The organism is Pseudomonas nitroreducens TX1, assembly GCF_000313755.1.
GTDB classification, from domain to species: Bacteria; Pseudomonadota; Gammaproteobacteria; order Pseudomonadales; family Pseudomonadaceae; genus Pseudomonas; species Pseudomonas nitroreducens_A.
Genome location: NZ_AMZB01000134.1, coordinates 64,088 through 80,637 on the forward strand (window position 1 = coordinate 64,088; position 16,550 = coordinate 80,637).

The 16,550-nt window shown below is 66.9% G+C and carries 18 protein-coding genes and 1 pseudogene; 16 read left to right on the top strand and 3 right to left on the bottom strand.

Translation table 11 applies throughout. The features are described from left to right. Window positions 1–2: 2 nt before the first annotated feature. From fliF to C167_RS32980, 15 genes and pseudogenes are all read left to right on the top strand, one after another. Complete coding sequence (gene fliF, locus C167_RS0126190) at window positions 3–1,709, top strand: flagellar basal-body MS-ring/collar protein FliF (RefSeq protein WP_017521284.1); 1,707 nt, start codon at window positions 3–5, stop codon at window positions 1,707–1,709. Next, the gene (locus C167_RS0126195) at window positions 1,687–2,727 is read left to right on the top strand and encodes a FliG C-terminal domain-containing protein (protein ID WP_017521285.1); all 1,041 of its coding nucleotides are present in this window, start codon (window positions 1,687–1,689) and stop codon (window positions 2,725–2,727) included. Before fliF ends, C167_RS0126195 begins: the two co-directional genes overlap by 23 nt. A 6-nt stretch (window positions 2,728–2,733) precedes the next feature. Beyond that, a complete protein-coding gene (gene fliH, locus C167_RS0126200; RefSeq protein ID WP_017521286.1) occupies window positions 2,734–3,432 on the top strand; it encodes a flagellar assembly protein FliH in 699 nt (232 codons plus the stop codon). 1 nt (window position 3,433) lies between these two features. Next, on the top strand, window positions 3,434–4,765 hold the full coding sequence (gene fliI / locus C167_RS0126205) for a flagellar protein export ATPase FliI (RefSeq protein ID WP_017521287.1): 1,332 nt from the start codon (window positions 3,434–3,436) through the stop codon (window positions 4,763–4,765). Continuing rightward, complete coding sequence (locus C167_RS0126210) at window positions 4,765–5,187, top strand: flagellar FliJ family protein (protein WP_017521288.1); 423 nt, start codon at window positions 4,765–4,767, stop codon at window positions 5,185–5,187. The genes fliI and C167_RS0126210 overlap by 1 nt, the downstream gene beginning before the upstream one ends. A 113-nt stretch (window positions 5,188–5,300) precedes the next feature. After that, a complete protein-coding gene (flgM, locus tag C167_RS0126215) occupies window positions 5,301–5,585 on the top strand; it encodes a flagellar biosynthesis anti-sigma factor FlgM (RefSeq protein WP_017521289.1) in 285 nt (94 codons plus the stop codon). Continuing rightward, entirely contained in the window at window positions 5,582–6,022 is a 441-nt protein-coding gene (gene flgN, locus C167_RS0126220) for a flagellar protein FlgN (RefSeq protein ID WP_017521290.1), read from the top strand. Before flgM ends, flgN begins: the two co-directional genes overlap by 4 nt. 349 nt (window positions 6,023–6,371) lie before the next feature. Beyond that, window positions 6,372–7,721 (top strand): flagellar filament capping protein FliD, encoded by a 1,350-nt coding sequence (gene fliD / locus C167_RS0126225; RefSeq protein WP_017521291.1) that lies wholly within the window; start codon window positions 6,372–6,374, stop codon window positions 7,719–7,721. Beyond that, on the top strand, window positions 7,718–8,116 hold the full coding sequence (fliS, locus tag C167_RS0126230) for a flagellar export chaperone FliS (protein WP_017521292.1): 399 nt from the start codon (window positions 7,718–7,720) through the stop codon (window positions 8,114–8,116). The genes fliD and fliS overlap by 4 nt, the downstream gene beginning before the upstream one ends. Then, complete coding sequence (locus C167_RS0126235; protein ID WP_017521293.1) at window positions 8,100–8,417, top strand: hypothetical protein; 318 nt, start codon at window positions 8,100–8,102, stop codon at window positions 8,415–8,417. The genes fliS and C167_RS0126235 overlap by 17 nt, the downstream gene beginning before the upstream one ends. Window positions 8,418–8,420: 3 nt before the next feature. Continuing rightward, window positions 8,421–9,581: a flagellar hook-length control protein FliK gene (locus C167_RS32975; protein ID WP_017521294.1), complete on the top strand. Its 1,161-nt coding sequence runs from the start codon at window positions 8,421–8,423 to the stop codon at window positions 9,579–9,581. A 43-nt stretch (window positions 9,582–9,624) separates the two neighbouring features. After that, window positions 9,625–10,113, top strand: a complete 489-nt coding sequence (locus C167_RS0126245) for a flagellar basal body-associated FliL family protein (RefSeq protein WP_017521295.1) — start codon at window positions 9,625–9,627, stop codon at window positions 10,111–10,113. A gap of 6 nt (window positions 10,114–10,119) precedes the next feature. Further along, entirely contained in the window at window positions 10,120–10,881 is a 762-nt protein-coding gene (locus tag C167_RS0126250) for a FliA/WhiG family RNA polymerase sigma factor (RefSeq protein ID WP_017521296.1), read from the top strand. 13 nt (window positions 10,882–10,894) lie between these two features. Continuing rightward, window positions 10,895–11,767: a flagellar motor stator protein MotA gene (motA, locus tag C167_RS0126255; protein ID WP_017521297.1), complete on the top strand. Its 873-nt coding sequence runs from the start codon at window positions 10,895–10,897 to the stop codon at window positions 11,765–11,767. After that, window positions 11,764–12,693, top strand: a pseudogene (locus C167_RS32980) (OmpA family protein); the annotation flags it as partial. The gene motA and the pseudogene C167_RS32980, both read left to right, overlap by 4 nt. A gap of 419 nt (window positions 12,694–13,112) precedes the next feature. Here the strand turns inward: C167_RS32980 and C167_RS0126265 are convergent. The 3 genes from C167_RS0126265 to lafA form a co-directional block, all read right to left on the bottom strand. Then, window positions 13,113–13,601 (bottom strand): hypothetical protein, encoded by a 489-nt coding sequence (locus C167_RS0126265; RefSeq protein WP_017521299.1) that lies wholly within the window; start codon window positions 13,599–13,601, stop codon window positions 13,113–13,115. Then, window positions 13,589–14,428: a winged helix-turn-helix domain-containing protein gene (locus C167_RS0126270; protein WP_026079295.1), complete on the bottom strand. Its 840-nt coding sequence runs from the start codon at window positions 14,426–14,428 to the stop codon at window positions 13,589–13,591. Before C167_RS0126270 ends, C167_RS0126265 begins: the two co-directional genes overlap by 13 nt. A gap of 289 nt (window positions 14,429–14,717) precedes the next feature. Next, window positions 14,718–15,557, bottom strand: a complete 840-nt coding sequence (gene lafA, locus C167_RS0126275) for a lateral flagellin LafA (RefSeq protein ID WP_017521301.1) — start codon at window positions 15,555–15,557, stop codon at window positions 14,718–14,720. A 320-nt stretch (window positions 15,558–15,877) separates the two neighbouring features. Here lafA and C167_RS0126280 point away from each other — a divergent pair, with 320 nt between their 5' ends. Further along, window positions 15,878–16,498, top strand: a complete 621-nt coding sequence (locus C167_RS0126280; RefSeq protein ID WP_017521302.1) for a CDP-alcohol phosphatidyltransferase family protein — start codon at window positions 15,878–15,880, stop codon at window positions 16,496–16,498. Window positions 16,499–16,550: the final 52 nt, after the last annotated feature.

Consider the following 16,550-nt stretch of genomic DNA (forward strand, 5'->3'; position numbering starts at 1 on the left):
CAGTGCTGCAGAATCTCAAAGGGCGCCTGCCGCTCGACAAACTCAAGCTCGACCCGCGCCTGGGCCTGCTCGGCATCGCCCTGGGCGCCGCCCTGCTGGCCGCCGCCGTGGTCTTCTACCTGTGGCGCGACCAGGGTGCCTACCGCCCGCTTTACGGTGCCGGCGAAGCCTACCCGGCCGCCGACGTCATGCAGGTGCTGGACGCCGAAGCCTTCGACTATCGCCTGCACCCACAGAGTGGCCAGGTGCTGGTACGCGAGGAAGACCTGGCGCGCGCCCGCATGCTGCTGGCCGCCAAGGGTGTGAAGGTGTCCCTGCCGGCCGGCTACGAGCTGTTCGACAAGGACGAGCCGCTGGGCACCAGCCACTTCCTCCAGGACGTGCGCCTGAAACGCAGTCTGGAAGGCGAGCTGGCCCGCACCATCATGGGCCTGAAAGGCATCGAGCAGGCGCGCGTGCACGTCGCCCGCGAGGACAGCAATTCCTTCGTGGTCGGTCGGCGCGATCCGGCCAAGGCCTCGGTGCTGCTGCAACTGGCGCCCGGCCAGCGGCTGAGCCCGGAGCAGGTCGGCGCCATCGTCAACCTGGTGGCCGGCAGCGTGCCGCAATTGAAGCCCGAAGATGTCAGCGTGGTGGACCAGAACGGCGTGCTGCTGTCGCGCGGCATCAGCGGTGTGGGCGGCCCCTCGCAGAACTGGCAGGCGGTGGATGAATACCAGCGCAAGGCGGTGGGCAATGTCGAGGAGGTGCTGGCGCCGGTGCTCGGCCTGGGCAACTACCGCATCAGCGTGTCCGCCGACATCGACTTCAGCCAGAAGGAAGAAACCTTGCAGGCCTACGGCGAAGCGCCGCGCCTGCGCAGCGAAGTGCTGCGCAACGAGAGCACGCTGGACCAGCTTGCCCTGGGCGTGCCCGGCTCGCTGAGCAACCGCCCGCCGGAGCCGCCGCCGCAACAGCAAGGGCAGAACAATGCCCAGGCCAGCAACCAGGCCAACGGCAACCCGCCGGGCAATGGCAAGGTCGCCAGCACCGACAACAAGGCCGCGACCTCGACCCGCGAGGAAGCCACCCGGCAGAACGACTTCGACCAGAGCGTCACCCACATCAAGTACCCGGCCTTCGCCCTGCGCCAGCAGAGCGTCGCCGTGGTGATCAACGCCTCCACCGCTCCCGAGGGCGGCTGGACCGACAAGGCCCGTGCCGAACTGGAAACCATGGTGAAGAGCGCCGTGGGCTTCAACGCCCAGCGCGGCGACCTGATTACCGTCAGCGTGTTCCCCTTCGCCGCCACGCCGGTGGAAGCGTCCAGCGCCAGCTGGTGGGAGAGCAGCGCCTTGCAATCCCTGGTGCGCTACACCGTGCTCGGCCTGATTGCGCTGTTGTTCCTGCTGTTCGGCGTACGCCCGGCAGTGCGCAGCCTGACTCAGCGCGCGCAGCCGACGGTGACCGCCGAGCTGCCCGAAGGCAGCGCCGAATACCCGTTGGCGCTGGACGCCGAGCGGCGCCTGGCGCTGGGCAGCGAAAGCGTCGGTGGGCTCAACGTGCTCGGCGAGCTGAACCCGCTCTCGGAAATCCGCCTGCCGGCGCCAGGCTCGGGCCTGGAGCACCAGATCGAGCATCTGCAGATGCTGGCGAAGAACGACCCGGAACGGGTCTCGGAAGTGATCAAGCACTGGATTGGCCGCAATGACCGACACGAGCCTGCCTGAAGAACCGAAAAAGCGCGGCCCGCAGATGCGCGCCGTGAGCTCCCTGGAACAGGCGGCGATCCTCATGCTGAGCATGGGTGACGAAGCCTCCGCGGGCATCCTGCGCAACTTCAGCCGCGAGGAGATCGTCAGCATCAGCCAGGCGATGGCGCGGCTGTCCAATGTCAAGCAGAACACCGTCTCCGACGTGATCGGGCGCTTCTTCGACGACTACAAGCTGCAGTCCAGCATCAAGGGCGCCTCGCGTTCCTACCTCGCCGGCATGCTCGGCAAGGCGCTGGGCAGCGACATCACGCGCAACCTGCTGGACAGCATCTACGGCGAGGAAATCCGCGCCAAGATGGCGCGCATGGAGTGGATCGACCCCAAGCAGTTCGCCGCGCTGATCGCCAAGGAACACGCGCAGATGCAGGCGGTGTTCCTCGCTTTCCTGCCGCCGGGCATGGCCACCGACGTGCTCGAGGCCATGCCTGCCGAGCGCCAGGACGAGCTGCTGTTCCGCATCGCCAACCTGAGCGAGGTGAACAGCGACGTCATCGCCGAGCTGGAGCAACTGATCGACCGCAGCCTGCGCGTGCTCTCCACCCAGGGCTCGCAGGTGCGCGGGGTCAAGCAGGCGGCGGACATCATGAACCGCTTCAAGGGCGACCGTAACCAGATGTTCGAGCTGCTGCGCGCCCACAACGACGATCTGGTCGGCAGGATCGAAGACGAGATGTACGACTTCTTCATCCTCTCCCGGCAGAACCAGGAAGTGCTGCAGACGCTGCTGGAAGTCATCCCGCTGGACGAGTGGGTGGTCGCCCTCAAGGGCGCCGAGCCCGAGCTGGTGCGCGCCATCCAGGGCGCCATGCCCAAGCGCCAGGCGCAGCAGATGGAGTCCATCAACCGCCGCCAGGGCCCGGTACCGCTGAGCCGCGTGGAGCAGGTGCGCAAGGACATCATGGGCGTGGTGCGCGAGCTGGCCGCCGAGGGCGACCTGCAGGTGCAGCTGTTCCGCGAGCAGACGGTGGAGTAACCGGGCATGGCGATCAAAGTCATCAAGGCCGACAGCCGTGCCTGGCGTCCGTACCGCTTCCCGCCCCGCTGCGCCACGGCCAGTGCCGACAACCATGGCTGGGACAGCGACCCGGCGGCGCGCCAGCGCGCCATTTCCGAAGGGTTTCAGGAAGGCCTGGAGAAGGGCTATCAGGACGGCGTGGCCGAGGGCCGCGAAGCCGGCCTGCGCGAGGGGTTCGAGGCGGGTCGCCAGGACGGCCTGCGCAAGGGGCGCGAGGAAGGCCGCGCCGCTGGCCGCCAGGCATTTGACGAAGCCAGCGCGCCACTTTCGGCCGCCGTCCAGGCCTTCGGCGAATACCACCAGGCCTTCCAGCGCAGCCGCCAGAAGGAGCTGCTGGAGCTGGTGCAGAAGGTGGCGAAGCAGGTCATCCGCGTCGAGCTGACGCTCAACCCGACGCAACTGCTGACCCTGGCCGAGGAAGCCCTGGCCGCCATGCCGGGCGAGCCGGTTGACGTGCAGATCCTGCTCAACCCGGAAGAGTGCGCACGCATCCGCGAGCTGAACCCCGAGCGCGCCGCCAAGTGGCGACTGGTGCCGGATGAGCGCCTGGCGCTGGGCGAGTGCCGCGTCGTCACCGCCCAGGCGGAAGCCGACATCGGCTGCCAGCAGCGCCTGGACAGCTGCATGGAAGCCCTGAGCACGCACCTGCAGGACGCAGACTGACATGGCCCTGGGCGACGGCTTCAAGCTCGAAGAAGCGCTGCGCTCGCTGGATTCGGTCCAGCTGGCGCGGGTCAGCGGTCGCCTGGTGCGGGTCTCCGGCCTGCTGCTGGAGAGCCTCGGCTGCCGGCGCATGACCGGCCAGCGCTGCTACGTGGAAGTCGCCGACGGCGAGCGCCTGGAGGCGCAGGTGGTCGGCTTCAACCGGGACATCACCTACCTCATGCCTTTCAAGAAGCCCGTCGGCCTGACCTCCGGCTCGCGGGTCTTCCCGGCGCCGGACGAAGCCGTGCTGCATATCGATCATTCCTGGCTGGGGCGCGTGGTCAACGGCCTCGGCGAACCCCTGGACGGCCTCGGCAAGCTTGCCGGTCGCCACCCGTTGCCCAGCGAGCTGCCGCAGGTGAACCCGCTGCGCCGGCGCCCGGTGTCCGAGCCGCTGGACGTCGGCGTGCGCGCCATCAACGGCCTGCTGACCCTGGGCAAGGGCCAGCGCGTCGGCCTGTTCGCCGGCAGCGGCGTGGGCAAGAGCGTGCTGCTGGGCATGATCACCCGGCAGACCAAGGCCGATGTGGTGGTCGTCGGGCTGATCGGCGAACGCGGCCGCGAGGTGCAGGAGTTCATCCTGCACTCCCTCGGCCCGGAAGGCTTGCAGAAGGCCGTGGTGGTGGTGGCGCCGGCCAACGAGTCGCCGCTGATGCGCCTGAAGGCCACCGAGCTGTGCCACAGCATCGCCGCCTACTTCCGCGACCAGGGCAAGGACGTGCTGCTGCTGGTGGATTCGCTGACCCGCTACGCCATGGCCCAGCGCGAGATCGCCCTGGCGCTGGGCGAGCCGCCGGCCACCAAGGGCTATCCGCCATCGGTGTTCGGCCTGCTCCCGGAGCTGGTGGAGAGCGCAGGTAATGGCGAGGGCGAGACGGGCAGCCTGAGCGCCATCTACACCGTGCTGGCGGAAGGTGATGATCACCAGGACCCGATCGTCGACTGCGCCCGCGCCATCCTCGACGGACACATCGTGCTGTCGCGCCGGCTGGCGGACGTCGGGCACTACCCGGCCATCGACATCGGCGCCTCGGTCAGCCGCTGCATGAGCCAGGTGGCGGACCCGCTGCACCTCGCCGCGGCGCGCCAGTTCAAGGAATTCAGCGGCACCTATGAGCGCATCAAGGAGCTGATTCCGCTGGGCGGCTATACACCGGGCATGGATGTAAAGACCGACCGCGCCGTGCAGCTGGCGCCCATGCTGGAGCGCTACCTGCGCCAGGAGACCGCCGACGGCGCGGAGCTCGCCAACAGCGTCGCCACCCTGCAAAGCATCGTCGGGAGCCGTTGATGAAGGCGCAGATCGACATGCTCGGGCGCCTGGCCGATGTGCGCGGCGGCAAGGTGCGCGAGCTGCTCGGGCGGGTGAACTACCAGCAGAATCTCTGCCAGCGTTACCGCAACAACATCACCGGGCTGGATCGCCTGTGCGGCTTCAGCGTGGCCACCAGCACGCCGCTGCAGCGGCACAACCAGCAGCAGTACAAGGCGACCCTGCACAAGATGCTGCAGTTGCAGCGACGCGAGCTGGAAGTCGCCGAGCAGACCCTGGCACGCATCCAGGGCGAGCTGATGGCGGCCATGCGCAGCGAGAAGGTGCTGGCCCAGGTGATCGAGGCCAAGGTCGGCCAATGGCAGGCGCAGCTTGCGCAGCAGGAACAGAAAATCCAGGATGGCCTCGCCGCACAGTCCTGGTGGCGCGCCAGGGCGTAGGGCGAATCACCGCTTGCGGTTATGCGCCGTCCGTTGCGCGAACATCGGCATTTAAGTTTTCCTGCGAGGCGGTCGCCCTCTGAGTGAAAGCCCAAGAATTTCGGATACCCACCATGGAAATCACCCGGCAACTGACCAGCGTTGCGCTGGCCACCAGCGAGTCCGCCAAGTCCGTGCGCAGCGAGCGCGCCGCCCCGGCGGCAGAGGCCAGCGCCAGCGCGCCGGTCAACGAATCGCTGCGCCTGGACGAGATGCAGGAAACGCTGCGCGCCATGCCCGACGTGGACCAGAACCGCGTCGCCGAAATCCGCCGCGCGCTGATGAACGGCGAGCTGGGCAACGACACCACTGTGCTCGCCACCAGCATCCTCTCCTACCATCGCGGCAGCGACGCATGACCCAGCGCGCGCGGCTGCTGCAGGTGATCGAGCAGGACATCCAGCAGGATGGCCGCGATTGCCTGGCGCTGCGCGACCGCCTGCAGGAGCTTTATCGCTACCTGCTGGCGCGGGACAGCGCGCAGATCGAGGCGCTGAACCCGGACATCCAGGCCCTGCTCGACGCCGTCGCCGCCCGCGCCCAGCGCCGCAGCCGCGTGCTGCGAGCCTTCCAGCTGTCGATGGACGCCGACGGCATGCGCACGCTGTTGTCCAACTACCAGCCGCCGCGCCGCGAGGAACTCCAGCAGGCGTGGCTGCAGCTGGGCCAGCTCACCGCCCAGTGCAAGCGCCTCAACGAGCGCAACGGCAAGCTGCTGGCGATGCACCATGACATCCTCAGCCAGCTCATGGGCGATCCGCGCGAGCAGCCGGTGTATTCGCGCCAGCTGTACTGAAGCTTCCTACACCAGCTTTTGTTTCCTGTTGAAGCGATTGTCTTCCGCTGAATCTCCGTACTTGGGATTTCCCTCTCCCTGAAGGGAGAGGGCGGGGGGAGAGGGTCGCCCCGATCAGGACTCCCTCGAAAAGCACTTCATCATCCCCCTTAACCAATCCCTCCCCACGGTCGCCCTTTCCCTGCATCAGGGCGCGTGCCCGGCAGGCGGAAACACCGCTTCCCGCTGCGCGCCAAAGCACGCCGGGCGGAAGTTCGACTTCTCCCTGGAAACCCGCAAAGCCCCGCAATACGGGGTCTCCGGCATTGGCATCGTAATTGCTCTTCCGGCAGCAGAGAGGTGGATTCAGATGGCGACCATAGATTCCGATTACGTCAAGCAGATGGCCCAGCAGCTGGCGACGTACGATGTGCAGAGCGGGCTGAACAAGGCCGACCGCAACAAGGCCTCGTACCAGGCGCAGCTGACTGCCGTGACCTCGCTGGAAACCGCGCTCAAGACTTTCTCCACCGCGGTGAAGGGGCTGCAGGGCACCACCGGCAGCAATACCAGCATGCTGATCAACAGCGCCAAGCTGAGCAAGGACGGCTACCTGACCGCAACCGTCGGCAAGAGCGCCGTGGCTGGCCGCTACGACTTCTTCGTCGAGCAGCTCGCCACCAGCCATCAGCTGTCCTTCTCTGGCCTGCAGACCGGCGACATCGACACCCAGGGCACCCTGACCCTGACCCAGAACGGCAAGTCCTTCGACATCGACCTGAGCAAGGTCGACACCGACGGCGATGGCGCCAACTCCATGGACGAGCTGGCCGCGGCGATCAACAAGGCCACCGACAATACCGGCGTGAAAGCCACTCTGGTGCGCAGCAACGGCCAGGTCTCGCTGGTGCTGGGGGCGGAGAAATCCGGCGCGGCAAACGCCATCAGCCTGTCGCTGAGCGGCACCGACGGCGCCAACAGCGCCTTCGAGAACGCCATCGGCAATCCGCAGGAGCTGTCCAGGGCGCAGGATGCCCGCGTCCGCCTGGGCGGCGAGAGCGGCATGCTGCTGACCAACGCCAGCAACACCTTCGACAACATCATCGATGGCGTCAGCGTCACCTTCACCCAGGCGCAGAAGTCCGGCGAGCAGCCGATCTCCATGACCATCGCCCAGGACCAGGGCGAAACCAGGAAGAAGGTGCAGACCTTCATCGATGCGTTCAACGCCCTGGCCAGCCAGATCGACAGCCTGACCGCATCGGGCGACCAGAGCGGCAACGCCCGTGGTGCCCTGGCCGGCGACTCCAGCGTGCGGGCCATCGAGAACAGCCTCAATCAGATGCTGCGTACCACTTTCGGCGGCGCCAACCTGATCAGCTTCGGCATCAGTGCCGACCGCAACGGCAAGCTGACCCTGGACGCCACGCGCTTCGACAAGGCCATCGCCGCCGACCCGGAAGGGTTGGACAAGCTGTTCATGGGCAAGGGCAACCTGCTCGACAGCACCGACAAGGCGCTGTCGCTCTACACCAGCAGCGTCAACGGTGTGTTGAAGAACCGCAAGGAGTCGCTCAACAGCAGCCTGAAACGGGTCAACGACGACTACGACAACCTGCAGAAGCAGTACGACACCTACTACGCACGCTATCTCAAGCAATACACCTCGATGATGCAGACCATGCAGTCGATGGACCAGACCAGCGGGATGTTCGGATGACCGCCTACGGCATGAACGAAAGCTACGACAGCTACCGGATGATCGACCTGGAATCCAGGGCCGCTTCGTCCTCGCCCTACGAACTGGTGCTGGTGCTGTTCGACGGCCTGCTCGACGAACTGGCCCGCGCTCGCGGGCACATCGAGCACAAGCGCTACCAGCAGAAGGGTCGCTCCCTGGAGAAGTGCCTGAACATTCTCAATGGCCTCAACGGCGCACTTGACTACGAGGGCGGCGGCGAGACCGTGCAGGGCCTGGCGCGCCTGTACGACTACTGCATCTACCGGATTTCCGACGTGAGCATCTCGCTGGATGTCGCCGGCATCGACGAAGTGGTGCGCCTGCTGGGCATCCTGCGCGAAGGCTGGGAGGGCGTGAGTGCCGCCCGTGGATGACCGCCAGCGCCTGCTCCAGTTGTACGAAAGACTGGGCGTGGCGTTGCAGCGCAAGGACTGGAAGGCCATGGGGCAGGTCGACCTGGCGATCCGCGCGCAACTGGTGGCGATGTCATCGCAGACCGGGCTGGCAGCCGATGTGCTGCTGGCCAAAAAGCACCTCAAGGGCCTGCACGAACAGGCGTCGCAGGCCTGCGCCGTGGAGTGCGAGCGTCTGCGCCGCCTCCTGCTCTCGCATCTGGAGTATGCCGAAGGACGCTCGGCGTACATGCAGGTGGATACGTACCAGGAGGGTCGATAGACCGTGATCCAGCTACCGACCCCAGCGCTGCCGGGTACCGCTCGCGACGCCCGCCAGGTGGCCGAAGCGCGCCAGCCGGATTCGCGCCGTGATGACCCTGGCGCTGCGTGCACTTCAGGCTTTCGCTCGCAACAGTCGACGCAATCGGCTGCCGGCGAGCGGACCCTTACCGTGCCGTCCTTCCTCGCACAGTACGACACCGCGCAGGTCGAGGAACCGCTGCAGCAGCCCAGCGCCAAGGTGCCGAGCCTGCCAGAAGCGTTGACGGTGGAAACCCGCGCCAGCGATACGCGGGGTGGGCGGGCCGACGAGTCGTCGCCCTCCGGAGCGGAGAGCTGGCTCGCCGGTATGCTCAGCCAGGCAGGCCTGGTGGTGCAGGCGCGGGACAACCCGCCCGGGCAGACCAGCGCTCGGGTGGCCGGCTTCGCTACCCAGGTGTCCGACTCGCCTGCGCAGCCAGCACCTGTCCCCGTGAAGCCGGAGGATATGTTGCTGCCTCCCGCCGATCTCTCCGAGGAACCGGCCAAGGTCGCCGCGCCGGCACCCCGCGAGGCGATCCCGAGCCAGGCGCAGGCGCTGCTGCAACAACACCTGGCCGCTGCCGTGCAGGCCTCTGATTCCAGCATGCCAGTGCCGCCGACCGCCGCACTCGACCCACGCCTGCCGGCTACCGACGGCAACGCCCAGCCATCAGCCACACCGCCGGCCTCGCCGTTGCTCGACAGGCCGCTGCACCTCAAGGGCAACAACGACGCGCATTGGGGCGAGCAGATGGTCAGTGCGCTGCGCGACAACGTCGAGCTGCAGCTCGGCCAGCGCGTGCAGAACGCCACGATCCGTCTCGATCCGCCGGAGCTGGGCGCCATGGAGATCCTCGTGCGTCACGAGGCCGGCCAGCTCAACGTGCAGATCTCCGCGTCCAACGGCGACGTGGTGCGCCTGCTGCAGAACACCAGCGAGCGCCTGCGCCAGGAGCTGGTCGGGCAGAACTTCCTGCAGGTCAACGTGCAGGTTTCATCCGACTCGCAGCCCGGCCAGCAGGGCCAGCAGAACCGCCAGCGCTTCGCCGACGAGCAGCTGGCGGTCGCCGCCAACCCGCGCGATGCGCAGGCGGGCGAACGCTCCTCGCCCCGTGGCGACAGCGGCGTACTGATTACCGTGTAGGCCGTCTGCGGCCGCACTCCTACAGGATTTTTCGAGAAACCCCATGTCCACGCCGCGTCTCGTTCTACTGATGCTCATCGTGAATATCGCCGTCGTGCTGGGTGGCGTGTTCGTCAACTACAAGATGATCAAGTCCGCCAGCCTCGCCCCGGCCGCCGCCGCTTCCGACCAGGAGGGCGGCAAGGCGGACGTCGAGGAGGAGCAAGAGCAGGAGAGCGCCGAATACCTCTTCGTGCCGGTGGAGAAGATCATCGTCAGCTCCCGTGGCGAGGACCGCGAACACTACTTCGTGATCGACCTGGTGCTGCAGGCCAAGGCCGAACAGGAGCGCAAGAAGCTCGAGAGTGTCGCTCCCATGGTGCGCAGCTCGGTGGTCGCCAACCTGACGCCGGAGAAGTTCGAAGTGCTGCGCGCGATGCCCATCGGCGATGTGCAGACCCGCCTTGAAAAGGCGGTGATCGACGACTTCGCCGCGCGCAGGGTGGTGGTGCCCTTCGAGCACGTATTGCTCAGCAAGATGATCGTCCAGTAAACCGCCATGCACGCCCTTCGCGATCCCGCACCCAGCTACGCCCCTGGCGACGGCGGCTACGACAGCCCGGACGGCGGTCATGCGCGCCTGTCACCGGCCGCCGAGCAGCGCTGGATGATGCAGTACCTGCCGCTGGTGCGGCGCATCGTCAGCCAGCTGTCGCTGCAGGCCAACCAGGTGCTGGACCGCGAAGACATGGAGCAGATCGGCCTGATGGGCCTGCTCGAAGGTTTGCGCCGCTACGGCGAGCCGGACGAACAGTTCGGCCGCTTCGCCGCGCTGCGCATCCGTGGCGCGATCCTCGACGAATTGCGTCGCCAGGACTGGCGCCCGCGCCAGGTACGGCAGCAGGCACACAAGGTACGCGATGCGATCCGCGCCCTGGCCCGCCGGCTCGGCCGCGTGCCCAGCGACGAGGAAGTGCTCGCCGCCACCGGCCTCGACGAGGCGGGCTACCAGGATTACCTGCGCGCCGAATCCTCCGAGGCCATCGAGAGCTTCGATGCACTGCTGCAAAGCGGCCACGACGGCGTGCAGGGCAGCGGCGCCGCGCTGGAAGAACGGGTCCTCAAGGAGCGCCTGCTGGCCCAGGCGCTGGAGCGCCTGAACGAGCGCGAGCGGCTGATCCTCAACCTGTATTACCTGCACGAGCTGAACCTCAAGGAAATCGCCCTGGTGCTGGAGCTGACCGATGCGCGCATCTGCCAACTGATGAAGCAGGCGATCGGCAAGTGCAGCCGTTTCCTCAACGACCCCGACCCTCTCTGAAGAATCCACAACCATGCAGAAAATCATTGGCGCCCTGATCATCATCGCCTGCGTGCTCGGCGGCTACGCCATGGCCCACGGCGACATGCGCGCGCTCTGGCAGCCGGCGGAAATGGTCATCATCCTCGGCGCGGGCCTGGGCACCCTGGTCGTCGCCAATCCGCGGGAAGTGCTGCTGGAGATGTGCTCGCAGATCAAGGGCGTGTTTGTCTTCAAGCGCCGCGGCGAGGAGTTCCAGCGCCAGTTGCTGATGCTGCTCTACGAGCTGCTGGAAATGGTCGACGTCGGCGGCCTCAAGGTGCTCGACGCGCACATCGAGGAGCCGGAGCAGAGCGATCTGTTCGCCCGCTACCCGCTGATCCTGCAGGAAAAGAACCTGATGGCGTTCATCGCCGACAACTTCCGCCTGATGGCCATGGGCAAGATCAGCGCCCATGAGCTGGAAGGCTTCCTCGAGCAGGAGCTGGACGCCATGGAGCACGCCCTGCTGCAGCCGTCCAAGTCGCTGCACAAGGTCGGCGAGGCGATGCCGGGTTTCGGCATTCTCGCGGCGATCCTCGGCATCATCATCACCATGGGCAACATCGGCGGCTCGGTGGCCGAGATCGGTGCGCACGTGGCCGCCGCGCTGGTGGGTACCTTCTTCGGCATCTTCGTCTGCTACTGCCTGATGGACCCGCTGTCCAACGCCATGTCGCAGCGGGTGAAGACCGAGCTGTCGGCGCTGGAGTGCGTGCGTACCACGCTGGTCGCCCACGTCGCCGGCAAGCCCACGCTGCTGGCGGTGGACGCCGGGCGCAAGCTGATCGAACAGGACGTGAAACCGGCCTTCAAACAGCTGGAGACCTGGGTCACCCGCTATGAGGAAGAGCGGGACGCAGCATGAAGAAACGTGCCGACAAGCACAGCGAAGTCATCATCAAGCGCCGCAGCAAGAAGGGGCACGATGACGAGCACGGCGGCGCCTGGAAGGTAGCCTTCGCCGACTTCACCCTGGCGATGATGGCGCTGTTCATGGTGCTGTGGATCGTCCATCCGCAGACCGAGCCACAGCCGGTGGCGGTGGGCGACCAGGATGCCAACCCGGTGGTGGACGGCGGTGCCGGCGTGTTCGATGGCGCCAGCCGCACGCCCGTCGAGTTGGACGGCATGCCGCAGCCGGTCAAGACCCCGGAGAAGCCCGCGCCGCAGCTGGCGCTCGACTCTGGCAAGCAAGGCAAGGCTGGCGAGCAGGCGCAGGATTCGAGCGTGCAGCAGGAAGGCGAAAGTCGCCAGTACGACAGCAACGAGGACCTGCGCGAGCTGGCCGAGTTGATCCGCGAAGTGTCCGGCAAGGTCGACGCACTGGCCAACATCGAGGTGACCGTGGTCCCGCAGGGGCTGCGCATCCTGATCAAGGACGACCAGCAGCGTTTCATGTTCGCCCGTGGCCAGGCCACCCTCGACCCGCATTTCCAGACCCTGCTGGGTGCGTTGTCCGGCGTGCTGGCGAAGGTGCAGAACAAGCTGATCTTGAGCGGCCACACCGATGCCGTGCAGTACCGTCGACCGGATGGCTACAACAACTGGAACCTCTCCGGCGACCGCGCCCTGCGCGCGCGCAACGTGATGGTCGACAGTGGCCTGCCGGCCGCGCAGGTGTTGCAGGTTGCGGCCCAGGCCGACGTCATGCCGCTGCGCCCGGAGGACCCGGAGAACGGCGCCAACCGGCGCATCGAGATTCTCCTGCTGACCCATCGCGCGCAGAGCCTGTACCGGGAAATCTTCGGCGAAAGCTATGCACAGGTGCATTACTCGAAGTCGGGCGCGAAACTCGTCGAGCCGCAGCCGCAGCCGCAGCCGCAGCCGCAGCCGCAGCCGCAGCCGCAGCCGCAGCCGCAGCCGCAGCCGCAGCCGCAGCCGCAGCCGCAGCCGCAGCCGCAGCCGCAGCCGCAGCCGCAGCCGCAGCCGCAGCCGCAGCCGCAGCCGCAGCCGCAGCCGCAGCCGCAGCCGCAGCCGCAGCCGCAGCCGCAGCCGCAGCCGCAGCCGCAGCCGCAGCCGCAGCCGCAGCCGCAGCCGCAGCCGCAGCCGCAGCCGCAGCCGCAGCCGCAGCCGCAGCCGCAGCCGCAGCCGCAGCCGCAGCCGCAGCCGCAGCCGCAGCCGCAGCCGCAGCCGAACACGCCGGCTTCAGCGGCTGCCGAAGCAACCGTTCCCGCCCCGGCGGCCGAGCCGACCCTGAAGCTGTGAACCGCTCAGCGATTGCGCAGTTGGCGCGGGCAGAACACCTGGCGGGTCTCCACGCCGTAGAGGCAGCCGCCCATGGGTTCGAGGGTGATACGGGCGCCGCGTTGGCGGCCGTAGAGCAGGTTGAAGATCAATTCGCTGTCCAGGCCGCTGTCGGCCTGCAGGTTGCTGATGCTGTTCTCTTCCACCTGCAACTGGTAGCGCCCGCCCAGGTCGTTGCCGACCTGCCCGGAGACCTCGAGGATGTTGGCGTCCTGCTGGATCATCGAGTAGAAGCGCCCCTCGTGGAACATGGTGGTCTGGGCGATCTCCAGCACCTTGCCGTTGCCCAGCAGCACCTGGCCGGAAGCGGCGTAGCGACCGTCGATGGCCGAGGTGTTGTGTGCGTGCTTCCACAGCATGCCCAGCGCCATGGCCAGGCAGACCACGCCGAACAGCGAGATCAACAGGCAGCGGCGGGCCACGCCGGACTGGCGGCCCAGGGTCAGTTCAGGCACTTGCGCAGCTGCTCCTGGGGAATCCGGGCAACCTGGCTTTCGTGGATCAGCAGCCAGTTGGAATTGCCTTCGGGTTGCACGCAGACCAGTTCGTAGAAGCCGGAGGTCATGTGCAGCATGAGGCCGATGGGCCGGCTGGCCAGGTCGGCCAGTTGGTGGGCCAGGGGTCGGGTGCTGTTGATCAGCCGCTGCAGGTCCTGCTCGTTGTCCTCGACGTAGGTGATCTGCAGGGAGCCGACTTTCTGTTCGCTGGTGAGCACCGGACTGCGCACCTGGGTGTAGTAGAAGGCGCCGGAGAGACCCAGCAGGCCGAAAATGCAGAGGCTGGCGGCGGCAACTTTCAGACGCCGGGGATTCGGCGCTGAAGGCAAGGCGGCGGACGGGGCGGTGTCCGTCGCAATGACGTGCGGCGTGGCATCGGCCACTTCGACATCCGACTCGCTCGCCTGGCTGACCAGGTATTGCGGGTTGAACATGTAGCCGCGGCGCGGCAGCGTCTGGATGATCTGCCGCTGCTTTTCGTCCGCCAGCACCTGGCGCAGGGTATAGATCTGCTGGTTCAGGCTGCCCTGGCCGACGACGCGGTCGGACCACGCGTGGGTCAGCAGCTCGTCGCGCGCGACCACGTCGCCCGGGCTTTGCAGCAGGCGTTCGAGCACGCGGCTGCCGGAGAAACCCAGGTCGATGCGCTCCACCTGGCCGTCACGGTCAAGGTCGAGTTGATAGAGCGCGGGATAGAACTGCGCGACGCAATCGGGACGCCCGGTGCGGAGGGTCAGGCAGGCGATCGGCCGACTGTCCGTTGGCGTGGAAGTGAGTGTGTTCATCTTGCCCTTGCGAGCCGCGCCCTTGACGGTCGCGGGGGAACTCCATCGGTCCATGGAGGCAGAGGCATTATTTTGACGTCAGAAAAATGTGCGTGCAAGTTCTGAATTTTGCGCACGCGTGCTTGCAATTTTCACACAAGCCTCGAAACCACCGGCGCAGCAGGGCTGCGCCGCGACCCAGGGTCGCAACGCCGTTTGTCAGCGTACCCGCAGACGCAGAACGCCCCGCCGAGGCGGGGCGCATCCGTATCAGGGGCGCGAAGCGGGGGGCGCTTCGCGCGAGCCGGGCTTAGCCCAGCAGGCCCATGATCATGCTGGGCATCTGGCCGGCTTGCTTGAGCATGGAAATGCCGGACTGCATCAGCATGGAGCTCTTGGTCATGTTGGCGGTTTCGCTGGCGAAATCGGCGTCCATGATGCGGCCCTTGGCCATGTCGGTGTTGTCCTTCATGTTGGCCAGGTTGTTGGAGGTGTGGCCCAGGCGGTTGATCGCGGCACCGAAGGCGGCGCGGGTCTTGCCGACCTGGTCCAGGGCGGCGTTCAGACCGGTGATCGCGGCGGCGGCGCCGGCTTTCGGGTCCAGCGCCTGCACGGTGGTGCCCAGGGCGGTGACGGTGGCGGCGATGTCGGTGTCGGTGGCGCTGACGGTCATCACTTCGGCGGAATCGGAGCCGATCTGGAACTTGATGTCGGCTGCCAGCTTGCCACCGGTGCCGAACAGGCTGTCACCGGCATACTTGGTGTTGGTGACGATGTTGGTCAGCTCTTTGCCCAGCTCGTCAAACTCGGACTTCAGGGCGTCCAGGTCCTTGTCGGAGTTGGTGCCGTTGGCGGACTGGGTGGCCAGGTCCTTCATGCGCTGGAGGATGTCGGTGGCTTCGCTGAAGGCGCCTTCGCCGGTCTGCAGCATGGAAACGGCATCGCTGGTGTTGCGCATGGCCACGTTCATGCCGCGGGTCTGGGCGTTCAGGCGGGTGGCGATCTGCAGGCCCGCGGCGTCGTCGGCGGCAGAGTTGATGCGCAGGCCGGTGCCCAGGCGCTGCTGGGAAGTAGCCAGCTGGCTGTTGGTCTTGCTCAGGCTGGTCTGGGTGATCAGGGAGGAGTAGTTGGTTTGAATCGACAAGGCCATGGTGGACTTCCTGTATGAGCTGAATGAAGCCGGCGTTGTGCCTGCTGAAGGGGTAAGGCGACAGCTCGCGGGAAGCGATTAAGGGCGGATGAAAAAAAGTTGGCGCGGGAATTCCGGCGGGGCCCGCCTGCACCGCGCAGACGGCATCTGCCTACGTCATGTGTCCTTTTACCCAGGATCGGTCATCTATCTTGTTGAGACATATCTGACAGCCCTGACGCCAGGGTGCGGCTAAGCTTCCCGGGTCCACAGGGCTGTGGATAGTTCGCGATCACCGCGCGTGCCAAAGCCGACACGCGCCGAACCTGAGAAGGAACCTCATGATCTCCGTCTATCAGTTGAAGTCCCGTTTCCAGAACCTGCTCCGCCCTCTGGTCACCCGCCTTTACGAGCGCGGCGTCACGGCCAACCAGGTGACGCTGGCGGCCTGCGGCCTTTCGCTGCTGGTGGCGCTCACGGTCGCGCTGCTGGCCGGCCACGCCTGGATATTCCTGCTGATCCCCCTGTGGATGTTCCTGCGCATGGCACTCAACGCCATGGACGGCATGCTCGCCCGCGAGTTCGGCCAGCAGTCGAAGCTGGGTGCCTACCTCAACGAACTCACCGACGTGATCGCCGACAGCGCGCTGTACCTGCCGTTCGCCCTGCTGCCGGGTGTGGCCCCGGCGCTGGTGGTGCTGGTGGTCCTGCTGGCGGTGATCAGCGAATACGCCGGCGTGCTCGGGGTGATGGTGGGGGCTTCGCGGCGCTACGACGGCCCCATGGGCAAGAGCGACCGCGCGCTGTGCTTCGGCGTCCTCGGCGTGGCCGTGGCGGTCGGGCAATTGCCGCTGGCCTGGCTGAATCCGCTGCTGGTGCTGCTGGCGCTGTTGCTGGTGCTGACTATCGTCAACCGGGTGCGCCAGGGGCTGGCCGAGCAGAAGCAACAACCGGCCGGCTGAACCGCGGCCGCCATGTCAGGACGGGGACCGGACAGTCCCGCCAGCCATCGAA